This is a genomic window from Rhizobium sp. CFBP 13726 (genome assembly GCF_014841925.1).
GTDB classification, from domain to species: Bacteria; Pseudomonadota; Alphaproteobacteria; order Rhizobiales; family Rhizobiaceae; genus Neorhizobium; species Neorhizobium soli.
Window position 1 is genome coordinate 422,090 of the sequence record NZ_JACYUU010000001.1, and the last position, 20,322, is coordinate 442,411.

Consider the following 20,322-nt stretch of genomic DNA (forward strand, 5'->3'; position numbering starts at 1 on the left):
GATACACCTTATGGGGTGTGTGTTGCTGCGTGGTCAGAAGCCGGACAGAACCAGCTTGCCTCGCGTCGTGCCGCTTTCGATCCTGGCGTGGGCCTTCTTGAGGTTTGCAGCATTGATCGGGCCGATCACGTCGGACAGCGTCGTGCGGATCTTGCCGGCATCAACCAGTTCGGACACATGATTGAGCAGCTTGTACTGTTCGATCATGTCGGCGGTCTGGAACACCGGCCGAACGAACATCGTCTCCCAATGGATCGACAAAGCCTTGCGCTTGAACTGGCGGATATCGATCGGCTCCTTCGGGTCGTCGATCAGCCCCAGTCGTCCCTGCGGCGCGATCATCTCGAGGATGTCGTTGATGTGATCGGAGGTTTCCGTCGTCGAGAACACGAAGGCGGGGTTGCCGATCGCCATCCCGGCGATCTGTTTTGCCAGCGGCTTGGAATGGTCGAGAACATGGTGAGCGCCGAGCGTGCGGATCCAGTCCTGTGTTTCCGGCCGCGAGCCGGTGCCGATCACCGTCGCGTCGGTCAGTTCTCGCAGCAACTGGATGGCGATCGAGCCGACACCACCGGCGCCGCCGATGACCAGAACCGCATTCCAGGCGCTCGCCACCTTGTCCTGCACCTTCATCCGGTGAAACAGCGTCTCGTAGGCAGTGATGGCGGTCAACGGAAGGGCGGCGGCCTCCTCAAAGGAGAGGCTGGAAGGCTTCTTGCCGACGATCCGCTCGTCGACCAGATGCAGTTCCGCATTGGTGCCGGGACGGTTGACCGCGCCCGCGTAAAACACCTCGTCACCCGGCTTGAAGAGTTTCACATCCGGCCCGACCGCTCTGACCACGCCCGCCGCATCGAAGCCGAGGATCCGGTACTGGCCAGCTTCGACAGGCTGCAACCGGCGCTGCTTGGTATCGACAGGATTGACCGACACGGCCTTGATCTCGACCAGCAGGTCGCGCCCCTTGGCCTCGGGCTCCGGCAGCTCGATGTCGAGAAGGGCGTTTTCGGATGTGATCGGCAGGTTTTCGCTAAAACCGACAGCGCGCATGGAATCTCCTCGTCAAGCTCAGGGCAGTGAGGACGATACATCGCGCGTAACGACGGCAACGGCAAGGCGGCGCAGGCGAGCGCCGGTACGCTTTACCGAGACGGCGCTTTCTGGCTCAGGCTGAGGGCTTTGCCTCACGTTGCAGAGCGACCGACACGCCGAAGACGCAGAGCCCGATCAGCGAAAGCACCGCACCGACATAACCGGTTGCCTGAAAACCCCAGCCCCAGGCGATGACGAGCCCGCCGAGCCAGGCACCGAGTGCGTTGGCGATGTTGAAGGCCGAATGGTTGGAAGCGGCCGCCAGCGTCTGGGCGTCGGCGGCCACATCCATCAGCCGCGTCTGCAGCGCCGGGCCGCAGGCGAAGCCGCAGCCGACCAGGAAGACGGTGATATAGAGCATAACAGGGATATGGGCGAAGGTCGCAAAGGCCAGCATCACGGCCACGTAGAACACCATCGTTCCGCCGATCGTGCCCTTCAGCGAAATGTCGGCAAGCCTCGAGCCGACAATATTGCCGACATTCATGCCGATGCCGAACAGGGCGATGACGATCGACACCATGGTGACCGGAAGCCCGGCCGTTTGCGTCGTGGTGGAGGCGATGTAGCTGAACACCGAAAACATGCCGCCGAAACCGACCGAGGCAATGCCGAGCGTCAGCCAGACCTGTGTCTTGCCGAATGCGCTGAGTTCGCGGCGAATGCTGGCGCCTTCTTGCACCTTGTCCCTCGGCTGGAAAAACCAGACGAGTGCCACGGTCAGGAGACCGATGAAGCCGACAAGGTAGAAGGCGGAGCGCCAGGACAGCATCTGGCCCATGAAGGTGGCAAGCGGCGTGCCGAGCAGCGTCGCGATCGTCAGACCCAGCATGACGCGGCCGACGGCGCGGGCGCGCTTGTTGGGCGGCACCATGGAGGCGGCCACCAGCGAGGCGACCCCGAAATAGGCCCCGTGCGGCAGGCCGGTGACGAAGCGCAGCGCGGTAAAGCTCCAGAAGCTTGGCGCCATCGCCGACAGGATGTTGCCGACCGCAAAGACACCCATCAGAGCCAGAAGCAGCGTGCGGCGCGGCAGCCGGGCCGATAGAATTGCGATGATCGGCGCGCCGATCACCACACCCAGCGCATAGGCGCTGATCACATAGCCCGCCGTTGGGATGCTGACCTGATACGTCTCCGCCACATTCGGCAGCAGGCCCATGATGACGAACTCGCCGGTACCGATCCCGAAGCCGCCGACGGCAAGCGCGAATTCGATCGGAAGGACGGCGAGGGGGGAAAGGCTGGTTTTCGGGATGCTGTCGTCAGGTCTGGTGTTGGCCTTGGCATCGGGCACGTGTCGGACTGCGGTGTCTGTCATGGTATCGCATCTGTTGAAAAAGCGGACGGGTACGGCTCGAAGCGAGCGCGTCCGGGAGCAAATGATGGGGCTTTGAGGCAGTTGAATTGACGGCAGATTAGCACGTGATTGTGCAGCGCGGTAGGCTTTTGACAAAAACCAACTGTACCACAATCGTGCAATCGCCATTCGGTGCCGTTGATATCTGCCGCGGCCTCACCATTTTCCACCGTGTCGTTATCCGCCGCCCTCGAGCACCTGGTCCCTTGTCGATGAAACTACATGCCGTTTTCAACCGCGATGGCGGGACTTTCCGAACCACGGATATGGACGCTTACTGCGACCACGCCCTGAAGACCTTCCGGGATGCCGGCCACGAGATCGAGTGCGAAGTTGTTGCCGGCGACAAGGTCGTCGAGACGATGGAAAAGGCAGCCTCGATGCCCGGCGTCGAAGGACTGATCGCCGGCGGTGGCGACGGCACGATTTCCGCGGCGGCGGGCATTGCCTGGAAAAGCGGTATCGTTCTCGGCGTGGTGCCGGCCGGCACGATGAACCTGTTTGCCCGTTCGCTGAAACTGCCGCTCGACATCTGGGAAGTCCTCGACACGTTGGCAGAGGGTACGCCCGAAGCGATCGATATCGCCAGCGCCAACGGAAAAAGCTTCGTGCACCAGTTTTCCGCAGGCCTGCATGCCCGGATGGTGCGCTACCGCAACTCGATGAATTTTGCCTCGAGGCTCGGCAAGATGCGGGCAAGCGCAAGGGCTGCAATCGGCGTCATGTTCAACCCGCCGGAATTCGAGATGGAATATGTCGTCGATGGCAAGCGCACTTCGCGCAAGGTGTCGGCCATCTCGGTCTCAAACAACGAGTTTGGCACCGATCCTCTGATGTTTGCCGATGACCTGACCAGCGGCCATCTTGGGTTCTACCTCGCCGAACCGATGAAGCCGTCCGGGGTCGCAAAACTCACCTTCGACATCCTGCGCGGCAAGCTCAAGGAAAACGCCGCGGTCACGGCGATGACGGCAACAGAACTCGAACTGCACTTTCCTCGCCACCGCCGCGACGTCAGCTGTGTCATCGATGGCGAACTCCTGCCGATGAAGCGGGACGTGACGCTGAGGATCCATGCCGGCGAACTGAAGGTTCTGGTTCCCGGACAGAATACGGCTGCAGGACGCGAAAATGCCGCTGCGAATATGTCGCCGGAACCGTCTACGGTCTGATCGGCGCTGAACGCGGCAATGTCGAACGCTCAGACAGCGATCGACGTCAGCGGTGGCGGCGTGCCGGCGGCGGCGGCTTCGATATCGACGGAATTGGCTCCGTTCGAGCGCACCGTCACCGCATTGGATGCGAGCTGCACGCCGGCGGCCTTGCAGGCGGCCAGCAGCCGCGTCATCGCTTCGCGCTTCAGGATGCCCGGATTGCCGGGCAGGCAGGTAAACTTGAAGCGCACGATCATCGCCGTTTCGGTGATGTCCTGGATACCCTGCATCTTCAGCGGAATGAGGAACTGCGGCCCGAATTCCGGATCCTCCAGCATGCCCAGCCCCACCTTCTTGGCGGCACGGCGGATGATCTCGGCATCGCTGTCGCGCTCGAAGCGAAGCTGGAACTTGATCGTTCCCCAGTCGCGGCTGAAATTGGTGACGGAGCTGATCTGCCCGAAGGGGATGGTGTGGATGGGTCCGTTGTGATGGCGCAGCCGCACGGAGCGCACGGTGATCTGCTCCACGGTCCCCTGCAGCTTGCCCGTATCGATGTACTCGCCAATCCGGAAGGCATCGTCGACAATAAAGAAGATGCCGGAAACGACGTCCTTCACCAACGCCTGAGACCCGAACGAAAGCGCAAGCCCGAGCACTCCGAACCCGGCCAGCAGCGGCGCCACGTTGATGCCAAGCGAACTGAGGACGATCAGCGAGCCGACCGCGAGAACCGCACCGAGAACCAGGTTGCGGATCACCGGCAGCGCCGTCGTCAGACGGCTTGTCTGCTTCTTGTCCGCTTGCTCGTCTTCCTGGCCGGGCAGCATCACGGTCTGCGGTGGGGCGATCGTCTCGGCGTATTTCCACACCAGCGTGTAGACGGCCCAGCTTGCGACCACGGCAAAGCTCAGCCGCTCCAGCCAGAGGATCCAGCCGGTCGCAATGTCGCCGCCGCTGGTCATCAGCGGCCACCAGAGCGCGGTGATCAGGTGCAGGCCGCCGATCCACACAGCGCCCGAGCACACCACGCGAAGGCTGGCGAGCACGGATGACCAAAGGCCCGCCCCATGGGTGGTTTCCCAGTGCCGCGCGAACTCGTCCACCACGTGGTGGGCACCGAGTGCGAACACCGGGAGGAGCAGCAGGATGACCTGAGTCGAGCCGGCCGCGAAACTCCAGCGGGCACTGTCCGGCGAGCCGATGATGACCGACCCGAAGAACCAGATGAAGATGGCCGAAACGACATAGAAATCCGGAAGCAGGTTGCCGATGACGCGCCGGACAGTGCCCGGGCTTGAGCCCTTGAACGCAGCGCGGATGCCGGCGCGGCCGCCCCAGAACCAGGTTAGCTTGAGCAGCGTCAGCAGGGTGCCGCCGATCAGGAACCACCCGTCGAGCGAGGCCCGGTCCAGGCCCAGCCAGTTCCACAGCCGCATGGTCTCACCAAACAGGGCGGTGATCACGCCATAGGCGGTGAGCATATGGAAATGCCATTGCGGATTGCTGATCGCGAACAGTGTTTCGCCGCTCTCATCGGGCCGAAACAGAAACCGTCCCACCGCCATGTAGACAAGCAGGATCAGGGCGAAGGCAATGGCGGCCTGGCAGACCTGGAAGGCAGCCGTGGTATCCGCGAGCATCGTCAGCAGGACCCACCGGGCGACACCGAGAAAAATCGCGATCGACAGCAGATCGCCGACCAGGCGCTTGAAGAAGCGGCGGAACTTGCCGGCGATGTGACGGGCCCGCAAATGGCTGTGTCGCAGCAACTGCGCAAACAGGAGCCGCACGCTGAGCGCCGCGGCGCCGCCCGCCAAAAGCGAAAGCAGCGCCACCATCGCGATCCGGCCGTTCGCAATGCCCTCGGCATCCAGATGCGTGGTCGTCATGCCCACCATGGTGGACAGGGCCTGCAGCCCCGCAATCGCCGTCGTGAAACCGTGGGACGAGGCATCCGAGAACCGTTCCCAGCTGGCCATGCCCATGTTGGCCGCTTCCATTTCCGGCGTCATCTGCATCGTGTCGGCGCTGGTTGCGGTGGCAGTGCCAGAGGTCGTGTCCGATGCGGAGGTCGCGGGGTGTGCAGCGGCGCCGGTGGTTGTGGTCGCGGTCTCCACCTGCACCGTCAGCGGTCGGCCCGTGCGGGCCGCAAGATCCAGCACCTGCTGCACGTCGGCGGCGGTCTGACCGGGCTTCAGGACGACGGTCAGCGGCGCGTCTTGCGACCACATCGGAGATGCGGTCAGGAAAAGGCCGAGAAAGGCTGCTGCGGCAGCTCGGCAGAACGGCATCAGCGTCTCCATCGGCCAAGCGGCCCTTGCCCGTCCGCGCCGCGCGTGGCGCCTGACGTCCTTTTGCAACCCCTGCAGGCTCGCAGGCAGGTTCCCATCATATGGCGAAGATCGTCGTTCCGCCAGCCGCCCGCCGATGGATGCTGGATCCTAGATTCGAGGCAGATAGGTCTGGTAGTCGAAGTCGCTGACGGTCCGCAGGAAGGTGATCGCCTCCTTGCGCTTCGTGTCGCCGAAGAGCGTCTGGTATCGCTTTCCGAACACGTCCCGGATGAAAGGCGAGGCAGCAAAATCCTCGACCGCGGTGAGGAAATCATGGGTGAGGCGTTTCACGTCAGCTGGGGTTTTTTGGCCGGGCTCCGTTGCCGGACCGGGATCGAGATCCGCTTCGAGCCCTAGGAGCATACCGCCGAGAATGGCGGTCAGCAGCAGGTATGGATTGGCGTCGGCACCGGCGACGCGGTGCTCGATGCGGGCGGCGGGACCGTTCGCGTCCGGAATGCGGACTGCCGTTCCGCGATGGCCGAAGCCCCAGTCGATATCGACGGGCGCAAACGAATCGGGCTGAAAACGCCTGTAGGAGTTTGCAAAGGGCGCAAACACGAGCTGCGCATCACGCATTGTGTTGAGCAGGCCGGCGGTGACGGATCGCAGTTTCGCAGGGTCGCCGCCCTTGGCGTCGAGAATGTTGTTGCCGTCGGCATCGATGATGCTGGCATGCACATGCAGGCCGGAACCGGCATGATCCGAATAGGGCTTTGCCATGCAGGTGGATTTCAATCCGTGCTTTCTAGCTGCCTGTTCGACGATGCGTTTCAGGCAGATGCAGTCGTCGGCCGCCGCCAGCGCATCCGCGCGGTGCAGAAGATTGATCTCGAACTGGCCGGGCCCGAATTCGGCCGTTGTCGCATCCGCCGGCAGGTCCTGAGCATGCGCCCATGTGCGCACTGTCTGCAGGAAACCGTCGAGCGCATCGACTGCGCCCATGTCGTAGAGCTGGAAACCGTTCGGCTCGCCGCGATAGGCAAGTTTTGCCGGCGGCCGCGGACGTCCGGTTTCGCGCCAGTCATCTTCGACCACATAGAATTCGAGCTCGGTCGCCACGACCGGCGTAAGCCCAAGCTTCGAAAAGCGCTCAAGCACACCGGCCAGAATCGCGCGCGGATCCATGAAGCTCGGCTGCCCGTCCATCTCGTGCATGGTCGCAAGCACCTGCTTCGAGCCCGACGGGCCCCAGGGCATCGGCGCAAGGGTGCGGCGGTCGGGAATGCAGAGCCCATCGGGATCGCCGATCGAGATCGAAAGCCCGGTCAGCTCGTCATTGTCGCAGCCCCAGATATCGAGCGACTGGGTGGAGGAGGGCAGCCGTACCGTTCCGTCCCAGATCTTCTTTTCGGCCGTCATCGGAATGCGTTTGCCGCGCAGGTCGCCGTTCATGCCGACCAGCATGATTTCGATATGGGGCTCGGCTGCGGTCTCGGTCATGAAGCATCATCTCGATGGTTGCGCTGCCTCGTTGGTAGCCGATAAGAATTGGTCGCACAATCTGAGCCGCGTCCAAGCCCCGAGGGAAACCGCATGAACGAGAAGCCGACGATCTCCAATCTCGCCGCGATCGATGCCGCCCACCACATTCATCCGTTTTCGGACATGAAAGAGCTGAACGCCAAGGGCACCCGCATCATCGAACGGGCCGAGGGGCGCCATATCTGGGATTCGACCGGCAAGAAGTATCTGGACGGCTTTGCGGGCCTCTGGTGCGTCAATGTCGGCTATGGCCGAAAGTCCATCGCGGACGCTGCCTACCGTCAGATGCAGGAATTGCCCTATTACAACAGCTTCTTCGGCACCACGACGCCGCCCGCCATTCTGCTTGCCCAGAAGATCGCGTCGCATGCGGGGCCGCACATGAACCGCGTGTTCTTCACCAATTCCGGATCAGAGGCCACCGACACCTGGTTCCGCATGGCTCGCGTCTACTGGAAAGCGCTCGGCATGCCGGAAAAGACGCTCGTGATCGCGCGGCGAAACGGCTACCACGGCTCGACGGTCGCCGGCGCCTCGCTGGGTGGCATGAAGCTGATGCATGAACAGGGCAACCTGCCGATCGACGGCATCGACCATATCGGCCAGCCCTACTGGTATGCTGAGGGTGGCGATCTTTCGCCGGAGGAATTCGGCCTGCAAGCAGCGCGCGAGCTTGAAGCCAAGATTGATGAACTGGGCGAAGACAAGGTTGCCGCCTTCGTTGCCGAGCCGATCCAGGGCGCCGGCGGCGTGATCATTCCGCCGGATACCTACTGGCCGGAGATCTCGCGCATCTGCAAGTCCCGCAACATTCTGCTCGTGTCCGATGAAGTCATCTGCGGCTTCGGCCGGCTCGGCTCCTGGTTCGGCTACCAGCATTACGGCTTTGAGCCCGATCTCGCGCCGATCGCGAAAGGCCTGTCCTCCGGCTATCTACCGATCGGCGGCGTGCTGGTCTCCGACCGGGTCGCGGATGTGATGGTCAACGAGGTCGGCGACTTCTTCCACGGCTATACCTATTCGGGCCACCCAGTGGCCGCAGCAGCCGCGCTCGAAAACCTGCGAATCATCGAAGACGAAGGTCTGGTCGAACGGATCCGCGACGATATCGGACCCTATTTTGCGAAAGGCTGGAAAAGCCTTGAGGCGCATCCGGTCGTCGGACAGGCCGATTGCGTAGGCTTGATCGGCGGCCTTCAGCTTGCAGCCGACAAGGCGACCCGGCGGCGCTATGCCAAACCCGACGATATCGGCTCGCTCGTGCGCAACCACTGCCTCGAAAACGGGCTGATCATGCGCGCCACGGCAGACCGCATGCTGGCATCGCCGGCCTTCACCATCACCCGGGGGGAAGTCGACGAAATGGTAGTGACGTTGTCAAAGGCTCTGGATCACCTCGCAGAAACCGTGACGGAATAGGGTCAGTCCGGCAGATCGACAACTGCCATGGCGAATGGGTACTGGTCGCCTTCGTGTCCCCAGGAGTAGGGAAAGCGCAGGATGACCGGGTTAGCCGAAAGCCCTTCGAGCCCCTGCGTCTTCAAATAGCGGCTAAAGACGGCCTGAAACCCGTCCGGCATTGTGCCATCCGAGCGGCGCCAGACAAACACTGCCTTGCGATAGGCTGAGATTGCCGTGGTCACCATGCCGGCCGGCTGGTGCGAGACGACAACGGTCGTATCGGGCAGGTTGAAACGCATATTTCCGGCCAGATGCCCATCGGCGGCAATGATCAGCACCGGGCGCGGGTCGGAACCGTCGCTTGCGAGTTCCGGCTCGATCTGCTTCGCCAACTTGTCGAAGGGAATGTTGACGTAACCGTAGTTGCGCGTGAAGGGGTCGATCGCCACTCTCCCAAACAGGATCAGGGGAACAATCACCATGATCGCCGCAGCAGTCACCCAGAGGCGCTTGAGCGGCATCGATATGTCGATCCCGGCTGCGTCGATCTTCAGCGTCAGGTAAAGCGGCAGAATCAATAGCAGCGGCGTGAGCCAGCGGTCGCGCACGTCATCCACGCCGCCGAACAGGACCATGCCCAAAAGGACGGCCATCACGAATGCCAGGATGCGACCGGCAAGCCGGCTCCAGTCGTCCTCGGCCTTGAAGACCGTCGAAAGCTTTTCACGCAGCGAGATGGCGAACACCGCTGCGGTGAGGGCCATGAACCCGGTCGATGACAGGAGCAGAGATCGCAGTCCGCGGGAGATCGCTGCGAGCGTACCGGCGTCAGCGCTGATGAGTTTGTCCACCGACCGGCTGCTGGCCGCCTCGAAATTGTCGAGCAGCCAGACGGCGTGCGGGGCAACGACAAGCAGCGCCACCAGGCCGCTCAAAAGGATGCGCCAGTCCAGCACCCGGTCTCGAAACCGGCTTTCCATCAGCACTGCAAGCATCGCGCAGAGCGGAAGAAGGACAAAGTTGTACTTGGTCATTCCCCCAATTCCCGTGGCGAGCCCGAACAGAAGGAACGAGGCAAGCGTCGGAACGGATAAAAGCCTGAACAGCGCAAACAGGAAGAGCGAACTGCCGAAGATCGCCGCCACGGTGTGGCTGAGGTCCCGTTGCGCCTCGAACGAGACCTGCGGGATGGTCAAAAGACCGAGCACCGCCACCACTGCGAGGCGCCTGTCCTTCAAGACCTGTCGGGCAGCGAGGAAATAGAAGCCGTAAGCGCCGAACAGAAGCAGGTTCTTCAGTCCCGACAAGGTCGGCATCGACATGCCAAAGAGATGAACCGCGAGGTATTGCAGCCAGTTGTAGATCGGCGGCTGGGTGCCGTATCCGGCCAGCAGCCATTGCGACAGATAGGCCTGTTCGCCTTCGTCAAGCTCCAGCGCATGCGGCAGAACCAGACGCAACCCAATATTCACCAGAAAATAGACCGCCAGGACCGTGAAAAACGTGCGGCCGCGGGAAAGCCGGTCCGCGGAGACCCTGACAGTGGAGAAATGTGAACCCTCAAGGCTATGCAAAAGGTTTTCTCCAGGTCCGCCGGTGACGAAGACTGAATAATTCAGGCGCGATTATCTGTCAGGCGTATCATGCCGTGCCCGCAGATCAAGCGGCAAGCCAGCGTGCCGGCGGCCCTTTCGACGTGTTTTCTCAGAATATCGCTGAGTCTGTCACGGCTGCGGCGTAGCGTCACTCGAATCGCCACCCTCATGCACTGCCCTGACGATATAGGAGAGGGACGCACCGTCACGGTAGTAGATGCGGGCGATCATTTCGGCGAGGATGCCGGTGGTGATCATCTGCACCGAGGACAGGAACAGCATCACGCCGATCATGAAGAGCGGACGCGTACCGATATCGTTGCCCAGAATGAACTTGTCGATGAACAGGTAAAACAGGATCAGCGCCGAAAGCGCACCGAGGCCAAGGCCGAGCGATCCAAAGAAATGCCCCGGCCGCGCCTTGAAGCGCATGAAGAACATCACCGACAGAAGATCGAGAATGACGCGGAAGGTGCGCGAGATCCCGTATTTCGAAACGCCGTGCTGGCGGGCGTGATGGGTGACAGGCATTTCGCCGATCCGCGAGCTCGGCACGACGCCCGCAACCCAGGCCGGGATAAAGCGGTGCATCTCGCCCATCAACTGGACCTGCTTGATGACAGCCGAGCGATAGATCTTCAGCGAGCAGCCGTAGTCATGCAGGCGGACGCCGGTGATGCGCCCGATCAGCCGGTTGGCGATAAAGGAAGGCACCTTGCGCAGGAACAGCCCATCCTGGCGGTTCTTGCGCCAGCCGACCAGGAGGTCGAGTTCGCGTCGCTCGAGTTCGGCGACCATCGAAGGAATGTCTTTGGGGTCGTTCTGCAGGTCGCCGTCGAGCGTCGCGATCAGCCTGCCGCGCGCTTCCGTAATGCCGGCCTGCATGGCCGCCGTCTGGCCGAAATTGCGCTGCAGCTCGATGATCCGCAGGATGAGACCCGAACGCGACAGCGAAAGCTTCGCATTGGCGATGGTCGCGTCGGTGCTTCCGTCGTCGACCAGGATCAGTTCCCAGGCCGAGGGGTAGGTGGCCATGGCGGCGCAGATCCGCTCGATCAGCGGGCCGACGCTTTCCTCTTCGTTGAAGAGCGGCACGACGAGGGAGAGTTCGACCGGTGAAACGGTGCCGATCGTACCTTCAAGCGTGCCATCGATCGTGCCGGCCGCCGAACTTGCTGTTGTACGCACCTTGTGTTTCTCCTAGAAACTCGGGAAACCTCGGGCGTGACGATCCGCCGTCATGGCGGCCGCAGTCTCTGCGCCTTGGTCTTAATGCTTGACCCGAAACCTCGTATTGGGCCCCCTGATATATGAAGAATTCTCCGGTTTCCAGCCGCAGACCGTGGATAATTCGCCACGCCATGACGCTTGGCACAGTTGCGATCGTGGCCCTCTACGCCGCCTTCATCCACTATGTCTGGGGCTGGGGCAGGGTCGTTTCGTTATGGAGCGCGGCCGGGTGGGGAACGGCTGCTTTAGCGCTCGTGTTATTGCTTGCGACCTATGTGCTGCGCACCTGGCGGATCTACGATTATTTCCCGCACGAAACCGGCGGTCGTTTCGGCACGTTGCTGCGGCTCGTGCAGGTCCACAACCTTCTCAACATCATGCTGCCCTTCCGCTCGGGCGAAGCAAGCTTCCCGCTTCTGATGCGGCGCGAGTTCGGCGTCTCTCTCACCCGCGCAACGGCAGCGCTTCTCGTCATGCGGCTGTTCGATCTGCACGCCCTGCTGGCCGCCGCCGGCGTCGGGCTCGTGCTCGAGACGGGCGGGACGACGGGTGCAATCTGGGCCTGGGCGCTGTGGGCAGCGTTTCTCGTCCTGCCGGCGATCACCTTCACACTGCGCGGCCATGCCTTCAAGCTCGCGGAAAAGCTGCTGCGCGCGAAGGGGAAGAAGCTGCTCGACGAAATCAAGGCTGGACTGCCGCTCGATGCAAACGCCTTTGCGCGGGCCTGGGGCGCAACGCTCGTCAACTGGTTCACCAAGATCGCGGTTCTCGCCTGGGTTCTCGGCTTGCTCGGCGGGCTCTCCATCGGGCCTGGCTTCGGTGGCGCGCTCGGCGGCGAGCTGTCATCGGTGCTACCGGTCCACGCACCGGCCGGCGTCGGCACCTATCCAGCCGGCATCACCGCCGGCGCGCTTGCCTTCGGAGCGGATGCGGGTGGCATGGCACTGGAGGAACTCGGCCAGGCGGCAGTCAACACCCACATCCTCGTCATCGTCTCGTCACTGATCGGCACCGCATTGTCGCTGCTGGCGGCACGGCCGAAGCGGGTGGATTGATCAGGCGAATGACGAAAGCGGAACCGCGAGGTTCCGGACCGCGGGATGCGCACTCTGACCCAGCTTGCGCACAAGGCTTTCATCGGCCGTCACGAATTGCAGCCCTTCACGTTGGGCAATGGCCAGATACAGGCAATCGTAGGCAGGATGGTCTATCCGCGCGGCGAGCTCTATGGCCGCCAGCCAGATCGGCAGCATCTCCCGAAGCTGGAGATCCGATCCCTCGATCATCAGAGCGGCAAACCTTGCCTCCGGCAGTGACAACTCCCGGCGCCGCACCTTTTTCCAGAAAATGTTGGCGCACTCCGCCAGGATGAGATCGGGCGCCGCCAACTCGTGTCGGTTCAAAAGGGTCATCGCCTGCGGTGTGCCGGGTTCTTCGACGACCCATTTGACTACAACGCTCGCATCGACCACGTAAAGGGTCATCGCTCGTTGCGCCCCTCGCGCTGCAGCACTTCCGATAGTGTGTGGTCACGGTCTGCCGTCAGCCTGCGGAATTCTTCCGCCAGCGTCTCGAATGTTGGACGGCTGTGGCGGGGCCCGTCCCATCCCGTGCCCTCCAGCGCGTTCAGGGCACGCCGCCTCCGCTCACCTTCCACGAAGTGGCGAAGCACGTCCTCGACTGTTGCCGTTTCCGGCAGCCCGCTGATCTCCTTCGCCTCAATCAGTAGGTCATCGTTGACTGTCGATGTCGCGCGCATTGCAGCCTCCATGCACGCACAAGTGTATACGCGATTTGACCCGCTGTCACTGGAAAGCCGTCTCGTAAAAGCTTCGAAGCTTGCGCGAATGCAGCGTCTCAGTGGGCATCGCCGCCAGTTTCTGCACGGCACGGATGCCGATCTGCAGATGCTGGCTGACCTGGGTCCGGTAGAACGCCGTCGCCATGCCGGGCAGCTTCAGTTCGCCATGCAGCGGCCGGTCGGAGACGCAGAGCAGCGTTCCATAGGGCACACGGAACCGGAAGCCGTTTGCGGCAATCGTTGCCGATTCCATGTCGAGCGCGATCGCTCTCGACTGCGAAAGCCGCTTTACCGGCCCGCGCTGGTCGCGCAGTTCCCAGTTGCGGTTGTCGATCGTCGCCACTGTGCCGGTGCGCATGATCCGCTTCAGCTCGAAACCCTCGTAACCGGTCACTTCCTCGACGGCGCTTTCCAGCGCCTGCTGCACTTCGGCAAGCGCCGGGATCGGGATCCAGACGGGCAGGTCGTCATCGAGCACATGGTCTTCGCGAACATAGGCGTGGGCCAGCACGTAATCACCCAGCCGCTGGCTGTTGCGCAGGCCCGCGCAATGTCCCACCATCAGCCACGCATGCGGACGCAGCACGGCGACGTGGTCGGTGATCGTCTTGGCGTTGGAAGGCCCGACGCCGATATTCACGAGAGTAATGCCGGAATGATCGCCCTTCTTGAGGTGATAGGCCGGCATCTGCGGCATCCGGATCGTGCCCGGGTTCTCCGGCCGGTCGTTGCCGGCGGTGGTGAGGATGTTGCCCGGCTCCACGAACTCCGTATACCCGTCGCCACCTTCCGCCATCAGCTTGCGCGCCCAGGCGGCGAATTCGTCGATGTAGAACTGGTAGTTCGTGAACAGCACGTAATTCTGGAAGTGCTCTGCCCCGGTCGCGGTATAATGGCTGAGCCTTGCCAGCGAATAATCGATGCGCTGCGCGGTAAACGGCGCGAGCGGCGCAGGCTCGCCGAACGGGGCCTCGTATTCGCCATTGGCGATGAGATCGTCGGTATTGTTGAGATCCGGCGTGTCGAACAGGTCGCGCATCGGGATGTCGGCCATCGCGTTGCTGACGGACGACTCGATATGCGCGCCTTCGCCGAATGCGAAATGCAGCGGGATCGGCGTCGTCGATTCTGACACGATCACGGGAACGCCGTGGTTGCGAATGAGCAGATCGAGCTGCTCGATCAGGTAATGGCGAAACAGTTTCGGCCGGGTCACCGTTGTCGTGTAGACGCCGGGGGACGTCACGTGGCCATAGGAGAGACGCGAATCCGCATGGCCGAACGACGTGGTCTCGATCATCACCTGCGGATAGCAGGCGCGGTATCGACCAGTCACGGCCGCACCCTTCGCAAGTGCGCCGAAGGCATCGATCAGGAAGGACGTGTTGCGCTCGTAAAGCGCTGTCAGCGCATCGACGGCTGCTTCCGCATTGTCGAAAGCCTGCGCCGCGACAGGGCTCGGGCTGATGAAAGCAAGGGCGGGGAGTGAAGAGATTCGTGTGTTCATGCGCTATTATAATGGGAAGTTTTCGACAATCAAACGACACCTGACGGGGATAATAGCCTGATCTCATCCCCAATCGCCGGCGAGACCTGCACTGCTATCCAGGCCCACCCGTTACAGAGGTGACTGCCGGGATCGCAGACGCTGCTGCGGCTTTCGCGACGATAGCGTCAGAGACGCGTCCAGGTCTGCGACTTGCACAGGATCTTCATCACGCAGCCCTTCATCTTGAGCGAATTGCCGCTGACCGAGCCGGAGCCGCTATAGGTCTTGTCCGCCTCGGGATCGGTGATCTCGCCGGTATAGTCACTGCCCTTGCGCGAAAGCTTGCCGATCTGCCGTCCCGCATGCTTGCCGGTTTTCAGCGTCACGCAGAAGGCGCCGCCGCATTTGTCGATCTCTGCCGTCTCGCCGCTTGCGGTCTTCCAGTTGCCCTCGATCGCTTCTGCCGCATGGCCGGTGCCGGCTATGCCGAAGGCGAAGAATGAGAAAGCAGCTGCGAGTATTGAAATGCGCTTCATGATGGTTTTCCCTCCCGGAGCCGGCGCTTCCGCACCGGTCATATGTCTGAGCGTTCGCACCTCCTCGCGCGAACAGCGGAAAATCTAGCTTACGCACACGTAAAGGTAAATATCCTGAGCCTGCGCATGGGGCGGAATATCAGCCGAATCTCCCGCCGTTTTCGCCGAGCGACGCGCGTTTATTTCGACGCGATGAAAACGCGACCCGAATTCGTGGTGAAGAAAGGGTTGAAATCCAGATCTGAATTTTTCGTAAAAATGTCCGCAAAACCCTTAATAGCCAAGGGGCGCGATGTTTAACAAAAAACCAAGTTTACCAAGTGTTTGCACTTTGTTTTCAGCAAATTAATCATGCTTTTTAGGCGCTTTTTGCAAGCTTTGGCCGATACTCAAATCATCAAAGAGCGGCACAAACCGCCACCCCGGAAGGGCCGATAACAAGCTGCACAAGACAGCGACGGTCCCGACGGAAAACAGGGCAGACGACAAGAACAACGTTCTCGAAACAGGGATACGAACCGATGGCACGCTTTGAAATGAATGCTTCCGAAATGGCCACCATGGGTGGCGAGGCTCGCGCAGACGTTCTCTGCGACATGGGTCTGATGTATGCGACCGGACGGGGTTGCCCGGTCGATCTGGTCTCTGCCCACAAGTGGTTGAACATCGCCGCGATCAAGGGCTGCGACCGCGCCGCCGAATTGCGCGCCGATCTCGCCGCGACGATGACCAAGATGCAGCTTGCAGAAGCGCTGCGCGCAGCCCGCGAATGGATGACCATCCACTAACGCGCAAGCGCATATTCAGTCATGCGACCGGCCCAGAAGAAGGCCGGCGATCAAGAACACGGGCCTACCAGAGAGAAGACGGGATGGAGACGCGGCGCGAACCGGAGCTGTTCCCGGCAACAAACCGCAGCCGCTGAAGATCAAAAGACCGCGACCGGCAGAAACAAGGCCGGCGCGGTCTTTTTCTGTTCTAGAGACCCTTCAGAACTTTCGGCAGCACCTCTTCCAGCAATGCCATATCCTGCTCCGGTCCTGCGCTGATGCGGATGCAGCGGTTGAGAGGTGCCACGCCCGGCATACGAATGAAGACGCCGTGCTCCATCAGACCGTCGACGATCGCCCGCGCATGGGTACCATCGCGGCCGCAGTCGATCGCCACGAAATTGGTTGCCGATGGCAGCGGCTCGAGCCCGTTGGCCCGGGCGATCGCCGAGATCCGGTCGCGAGAGGCTTTGATCTTGTCGATCACCTCAGCCAGATAATCCTGGTCTTTCAGTGCCGCCAGTGCTGCTGCCACGCCGACCCGGTTCATGCCGAAATGGTTGCGGATCTTGTCGAACGCGGTGGCGTTGTCGGGCGTCGAGATGGTGTAGCCAACGCGAGCACCCGCCAGACCATATGCCTTGGAGAAGGTCCGGGTGCGGATGATGTTCGGCAGGTCGATCATCGCTGCGAGTTCCGGTGTCGCTCCATCGGGCGCCGTTTCGCAATAGGCCTCGTCCAGCACCATCAGGCAGCTTTCCGGCAGGCCCCGCGCGAAGGACACGATCTTTTCCGCGTCATTCCAGCTGCCCATCGGATTGTCGGGATTGGCGAAATAGACGAGCGGCGCGTTTTCGCGGATGACGGCGTCCATCAGGGCGTCGAGATCTTCACGATCGTCGCGGTAGGGCACTGTTACCAGCTTACCGCCATGGCCGGCCACATGAAAGTTGAAGGTCGGGTAGGCGCCGTAGGAGGAGACGACAGGCATTCCGGGCTCGATCACCATCCGCACGATCTGGCCGAGCAGACCGTCCACGCCTTCGCCGATCGCAAGGTTTTCGGCGTTGCAGCCAAGATGCGCGGCAAGCGCCTGCTTCAGCTGGTAATTCTCCGGGTCCGAATATTTCCAGCTGTCTGCGGCTGCGGACTTCATGGCTTCGATGACTGACGGGGCAGGGCCGAACCCGTTCTCGTTGGCGCCAATTCGGGCTTGCACGGCACGCCCTCTGGCGCGCTCAATGGCCTCGGGGCCGACAAAGGGAACGGTCGCGGGAAGAGCGCCGACGAGAGGCGTGAAGCGCGAGAATGAAGACATGATATCAGGATCCGGTTCAAAAAGTCCGCACACAATAGGGGGCTTTGAACGGCGTGCAAGGGCGGACAAGGCCGCTGATGGCGCGCATGAAGCAAAACTATGCCCCTGACGACGACCCGGCTTAGTGGCTCGTTTCGAACGAAAGCCGGATGACGTGATGCAGGAATTCCGCATCGATCAGCATGTTGAAGGCGACCGTGACCTTCTCCTCTTCGCGACGCATCACGGTGCAGCCGATTTCGTCGTGAATGCCGAGGATTTCCAGGAAGAAGTTGGCCGGTACCGGCAGGCTGGGACTGACGTCCAGTTCGGCGCCATAAAGAGAGATTGTCCGGATCAGGCATCGGAAGGCGGTATTGGTCGAGAGATGGTGTCCGACAAAGATGATCCGGCCAGGCCGGTCTATCGTAAACTTTTCAAATGCCCGATCGCCCGTATGAGCATGGTCGTGTGCGGTATCCTTCATCATCGTACCCGGCAGATCGCCTCCCTTGTTCTCGTCCTCGACTATGACTTTATTCCTCTTTTTATGAATCATTCTGAAACAGATGGGTAAAATGCCGCTGATCTGCGCGTTTTCGTCGCGTCATGATCACGCGTTGCGCAAGTTGCACCGTTAGTGTGCCGAAATCGGGCTGTTGACGGGTCGCCGGGGCGGCGCTACCCCTTCAGCCGCGAGTTTTTCGCGATGGGAGCAGGGCGTGGCAGCAGGTAGATTGGTGATCGTCGGGGCAGGGCAGGCCGGGTTCGCGCTCGCCGCCAAGCTGAGAGCGCTGAAGGATGAGCGGCCGATCACGATGATTGGCTCCGAAGATGTCATTCCCTATCAGCGGCCGCCACTGTCCAAGAAGTACCTGATGGGCGAGATGAGTTTCGACCGCCTGACGTTTCGCCCGGAAACCTGGTTTGCGGAACACGATGTCGAGATTCGTCTCTCCACCTTTGTCGAAGAGATCGACCGGGACGCGAAGACGGTGAGGATGCAGGACGGGTCTGTCCTTGAATATGAACATCTGGCGCTGACTACCGGCTCGACGCCGCGCACCCTTCCAGCCAGCATCGGCGGTGATCTCACGGGTGTCTTTACCGTCCGTGACAAGCGCAACGCCGATCTCCTCGCCGACGAGATGAAGGCAGGTCGCCGGCTTCTGATCATCGGCGGTGGCTATATCGGCCTCGAAGCCGCAGCTGTCGCCCGCCATCTAGGGCTTGAAGTGACGCTCATCGAGATGGCTGACCGCATTCTCCAGCGAGTCGCGTCGAAGGAAACCGCCGACGTGATGCGGGCCATTCACGCCGAGCATGGTGTCGTCATCCGGGAAAAGACAGGCCTCACCCGCCTGATCGGCGAGGACGGCCGGGTTCGCGGGGCCGAGTTGTCCGATGGCACGGTCATCGATATCGATTTCGTCATCGTCGGTATCGGCGTCACGCCGAACGACCGGCTGGCGCAGCAATGCGGCCTCGACGTTGGCAATGGCATCCTCGTCGACGACTATGCTCGCACGTCCGATCCGGCAATCTTTGCCATGGGCGATTGCGCCATGCTGCCCTGGAAGGGCACCAATATCCGTCTCGAGTCGGTGCAGAACGCAGTCGACCAGGCCGAATCGGTTGCCGCGACCCTGACCGGGTCAGCCGAGCCCTACGAGGCAAAGCCGTGGTTCTGGTCCGACCAGTATGACGTGAAGCTGCAGATCGCCGGGTTCAACCTCGGCTACGACGAGACAGTGATGCGGCCGGGCAGCCGGGAAGGCAGCGTCTCGATCTGGTATTTCCGCGAGGGCCGCCTGATCGCGGTGGATGCGATCAACGACGCCAAGGCCTATGTGACCGGCAAGAAGCTGCTGGACAACGGCCTGACGGCCGACAAGGCGCTGATCGCCGATCCGGCGACCGACCTCAAGCAGTTGCTCGCGTAATAAAGACAGCATGTTTTAAAAGGAGATACCATGCAGGCACCGAAAAACGCCTTCAAGGCTCGTTTGCAAGCCGGCCTGCCGCAGATCGGCCTCTGGCTCAACATGGCCGAGCCGCTGCCAGCGGAAATTGCCGGCCATGCGGGTTTCGACTGGCTGGTCATCGACGGCGAACACGGCCCCAACGATCTCCGCAGCATCATGGCGCAGCTGCAGGCCCTGTCCTTCTCCTCATCGGAAGCCGTCGTTCGCCCGCCGATGGGCGAGACCTGGATGATCAAGCAACTGCTCGACATCGGCGCCCGCACGCTTCTGGTGCCGATGGTCGATTCCGCCGAACAGGCGAAAGCACTGGTTGATGCCGTCCGCTATCCGCCGGAGGGAAAGCGCGGCGTCGGTGCAGCCGTTGCCCGCGCCTCCGCCTTCAACGCGATCGCAGACTATACAGACACGGCTGCAGACGAGATCTGCCTTCTGGTGCAGGCCGAAACCATGGCGGCGATCGATGATATCGAGCGAATCGCGGACGTCGAAGGCGTCGACGGCATCTTCATCGGTCCGGCCGATCTCTCTGCCGACATGGGGTTTCGTGGCCAGATCGGTGCACCGCAAGTGCAGGACGTGATCGAGAACGCGATTCGCCGAATCGTCGCCGCCGGCAAACCGGCCGGCATCTTGACCTTCGACGAAGAACTCAACCGCCGCTATCTCGATCTCGGCGCTACGTTCGTGGCCGTCGGTGCCGATGTCGCTCTCTATACCTCTGCGCTGAAGACGCTCGCCGGTCGCTATGGACGCGGTTCGGGCGGAGCAGGGCCTGCCAGCTACTGATTCCA

General features: G+C 61.9%; 18 protein-coding genes. 6 read left to right on the forward strand and 12 right to left on the reverse strand.

The genetic code is table 11. The annotated features are described in order from the left end of the window. Positions 1-33: 33 nt before the first annotated feature. Positions 34-1,050, reverse strand: coding sequence for a zinc-binding alcohol dehydrogenase family protein (locus IFT66_RS02035; RefSeq protein ID WP_192076658.1), 1,017 nt, complete (start codon positions 1,048-1,050; stop codon positions 34-36). A gap of 115 nt (positions 1,051-1,165) precedes the next feature. Next, on the reverse strand, positions 1,166-2,413 hold the full coding sequence (locus IFT66_RS02040; protein WP_192076659.1) for an MFS transporter: 1,248 nt from the start codon (positions 2,411-2,413) through the stop codon (positions 1,166-1,168). 251 nt (positions 2,414-2,664) lie between these two features. Here IFT66_RS02040 and IFT66_RS02045 point away from each other — a divergent pair, with 251 nt between their 5' ends. Further along, positions 2,665-3,624, forward strand: coding sequence for a diacylglycerol/lipid kinase family protein (locus IFT66_RS02045; protein WP_192076660.1), 960 nt, complete (start codon positions 2,665-2,667; stop codon positions 3,622-3,624). A 29-nt stretch (positions 3,625-3,653) separates the two neighbouring features. On the opposite strand, the gene IFT66_RS02050 is transcribed toward IFT66_RS02045, so the two are convergent. Continuing rightward, on the reverse strand, positions 3,654-5,900 hold the full coding sequence (locus IFT66_RS02050) for a mechanosensitive ion channel family protein (RefSeq protein WP_192076661.1): 2,247 nt from the start codon (positions 5,898-5,900) through the stop codon (positions 3,654-3,656). A gap of 150 nt (positions 5,901-6,050) precedes the next feature. Beyond that, positions 6,051-7,385: a glutamine synthetase family protein gene (locus tag IFT66_RS02055; protein WP_192076662.1), complete on the reverse strand. Its 1,335-nt coding sequence runs from the start codon at positions 7,383-7,385 to the stop codon at positions 6,051-6,053. A 93-nt stretch (positions 7,386-7,478) separates the two neighbouring features. Here IFT66_RS02055 and IFT66_RS02060 point away from each other — a divergent pair, with 93 nt between their 5' ends. Then, entirely contained in the window at positions 7,479-8,846 is a 1,368-nt protein-coding gene (locus IFT66_RS02060; protein WP_192076663.1) for an aspartate aminotransferase family protein, read from the forward strand. Positions 8,847-8,848: 2 nt separating this feature from the next. On the opposite strand, the gene IFT66_RS02065 is transcribed toward IFT66_RS02060, so the two are convergent. Continuing rightward, the gene (locus IFT66_RS02065) at positions 8,849-10,402 is read right to left on the reverse strand and encodes an ArnT family glycosyltransferase (RefSeq protein ID WP_192076664.1); all 1,554 of its coding nucleotides are present in this window, start codon (positions 10,400-10,402) and stop codon (positions 8,849-8,851) included. 150 nt (positions 10,403-10,552) lie between these two features. Next, positions 10,553-11,578, reverse strand: coding sequence for a glycosyltransferase (locus tag IFT66_RS02070; RefSeq protein ID WP_192077119.1), 1,026 nt, complete (start codon positions 11,576-11,578; stop codon positions 10,553-10,555). 155 nt (positions 11,579-11,733) lie between these two features. On the opposite strand from IFT66_RS02070, the gene IFT66_RS02075 reads away from it, so the two are divergent. After that, entirely contained in the window at positions 11,734-12,708 is a 975-nt protein-coding gene (locus IFT66_RS02075) for a lysylphosphatidylglycerol synthase transmembrane domain-containing protein (protein WP_192076665.1), read from the forward strand. Here the strand turns inward: IFT66_RS02075 and IFT66_RS02080 are convergent, their stop codons facing one another. From IFT66_RS02080 to IFT66_RS02095, 4 genes are all read right to left on the reverse strand, one after another. Further along, complete coding sequence (locus IFT66_RS02080; RefSeq protein ID WP_192076666.1) at positions 12,709-13,137, reverse strand: type II toxin-antitoxin system VapC family toxin; 429 nt, start codon at positions 13,135-13,137, stop codon at positions 12,709-12,711. It abuts the gene before it with no gap. After that, entirely contained in the window at positions 13,134-13,412 is a 279-nt protein-coding gene (locus IFT66_RS02085) for a hypothetical protein (RefSeq protein WP_192076667.1), read from the reverse strand. The genes IFT66_RS02080 and IFT66_RS02085 overlap by 4 nt, the downstream gene beginning before the upstream one ends. Before the next feature lie 46 nt (positions 13,413-13,458). Then, complete coding sequence (gene amn / locus IFT66_RS02090; protein WP_062453407.1) at positions 13,459-14,961, reverse strand: AMP nucleosidase; 1,503 nt, start codon at positions 14,959-14,961, stop codon at positions 13,459-13,461. A gap of 167 nt (positions 14,962-15,128) precedes the next feature. Then, a complete protein-coding gene (locus IFT66_RS02095) occupies positions 15,129-15,479 on the reverse strand; it encodes a DUF2147 domain-containing protein (RefSeq protein ID WP_192076668.1) in 351 nt (116 codons plus the stop codon). Positions 15,480-16,000: 521 nt separating this feature from the next. Between IFT66_RS02095 and IFT66_RS02100 the strand changes: the two genes are divergently transcribed. Beyond that, on the forward strand, positions 16,001-16,267 hold the full coding sequence (locus tag IFT66_RS02100; protein WP_062579770.1) for an SEL1-like repeat protein: 267 nt from the start codon (positions 16,001-16,003) through the stop codon (positions 16,265-16,267). Between the two features lie 190 nt (positions 16,268-16,457). On the opposite strand, the gene IFT66_RS02105 is transcribed toward IFT66_RS02100, so the two are convergent. After that, positions 16,458-17,567, reverse strand: coding sequence for a pyridoxal phosphate-dependent aminotransferase (locus IFT66_RS02105; RefSeq protein WP_192076669.1), 1,110 nt, complete (start codon positions 17,565-17,567; stop codon positions 16,458-16,460). A 121-nt stretch (positions 17,568-17,688) separates the two neighbouring features. Beyond that, the gene (locus tag IFT66_RS02110) at positions 17,689-18,036 is read right to left on the reverse strand and encodes a hypothetical protein (RefSeq protein WP_062453402.1); all 348 of its coding nucleotides are present in this window, start codon (positions 18,034-18,036) and stop codon (positions 17,689-17,691) included. Positions 18,037-18,268: 232 nt separating this feature from the next. Between IFT66_RS02110 and IFT66_RS02115 the strand changes: the two genes are divergently transcribed. Together IFT66_RS02115 and IFT66_RS02120 are read left to right on the forward strand one after the other, a co-directional pair. Continuing rightward, the gene (locus IFT66_RS02115) at positions 18,269-19,489 is read left to right on the forward strand and encodes an FAD-dependent oxidoreductase (RefSeq protein ID WP_192076670.1); all 1,221 of its coding nucleotides are present in this window, start codon (positions 18,269-18,271) and stop codon (positions 19,487-19,489) included. Positions 19,490-19,519: 30 nt separating this feature from the next. Next, positions 19,520-20,317, forward strand: a complete 798-nt coding sequence (locus IFT66_RS02120) for an aldolase/citrate lyase family protein (protein WP_192076671.1) — start codon at positions 19,520-19,522, stop codon at positions 20,315-20,317. The last annotated feature ends 5 nt before the right edge of the window (positions 20,318-20,322 follow it).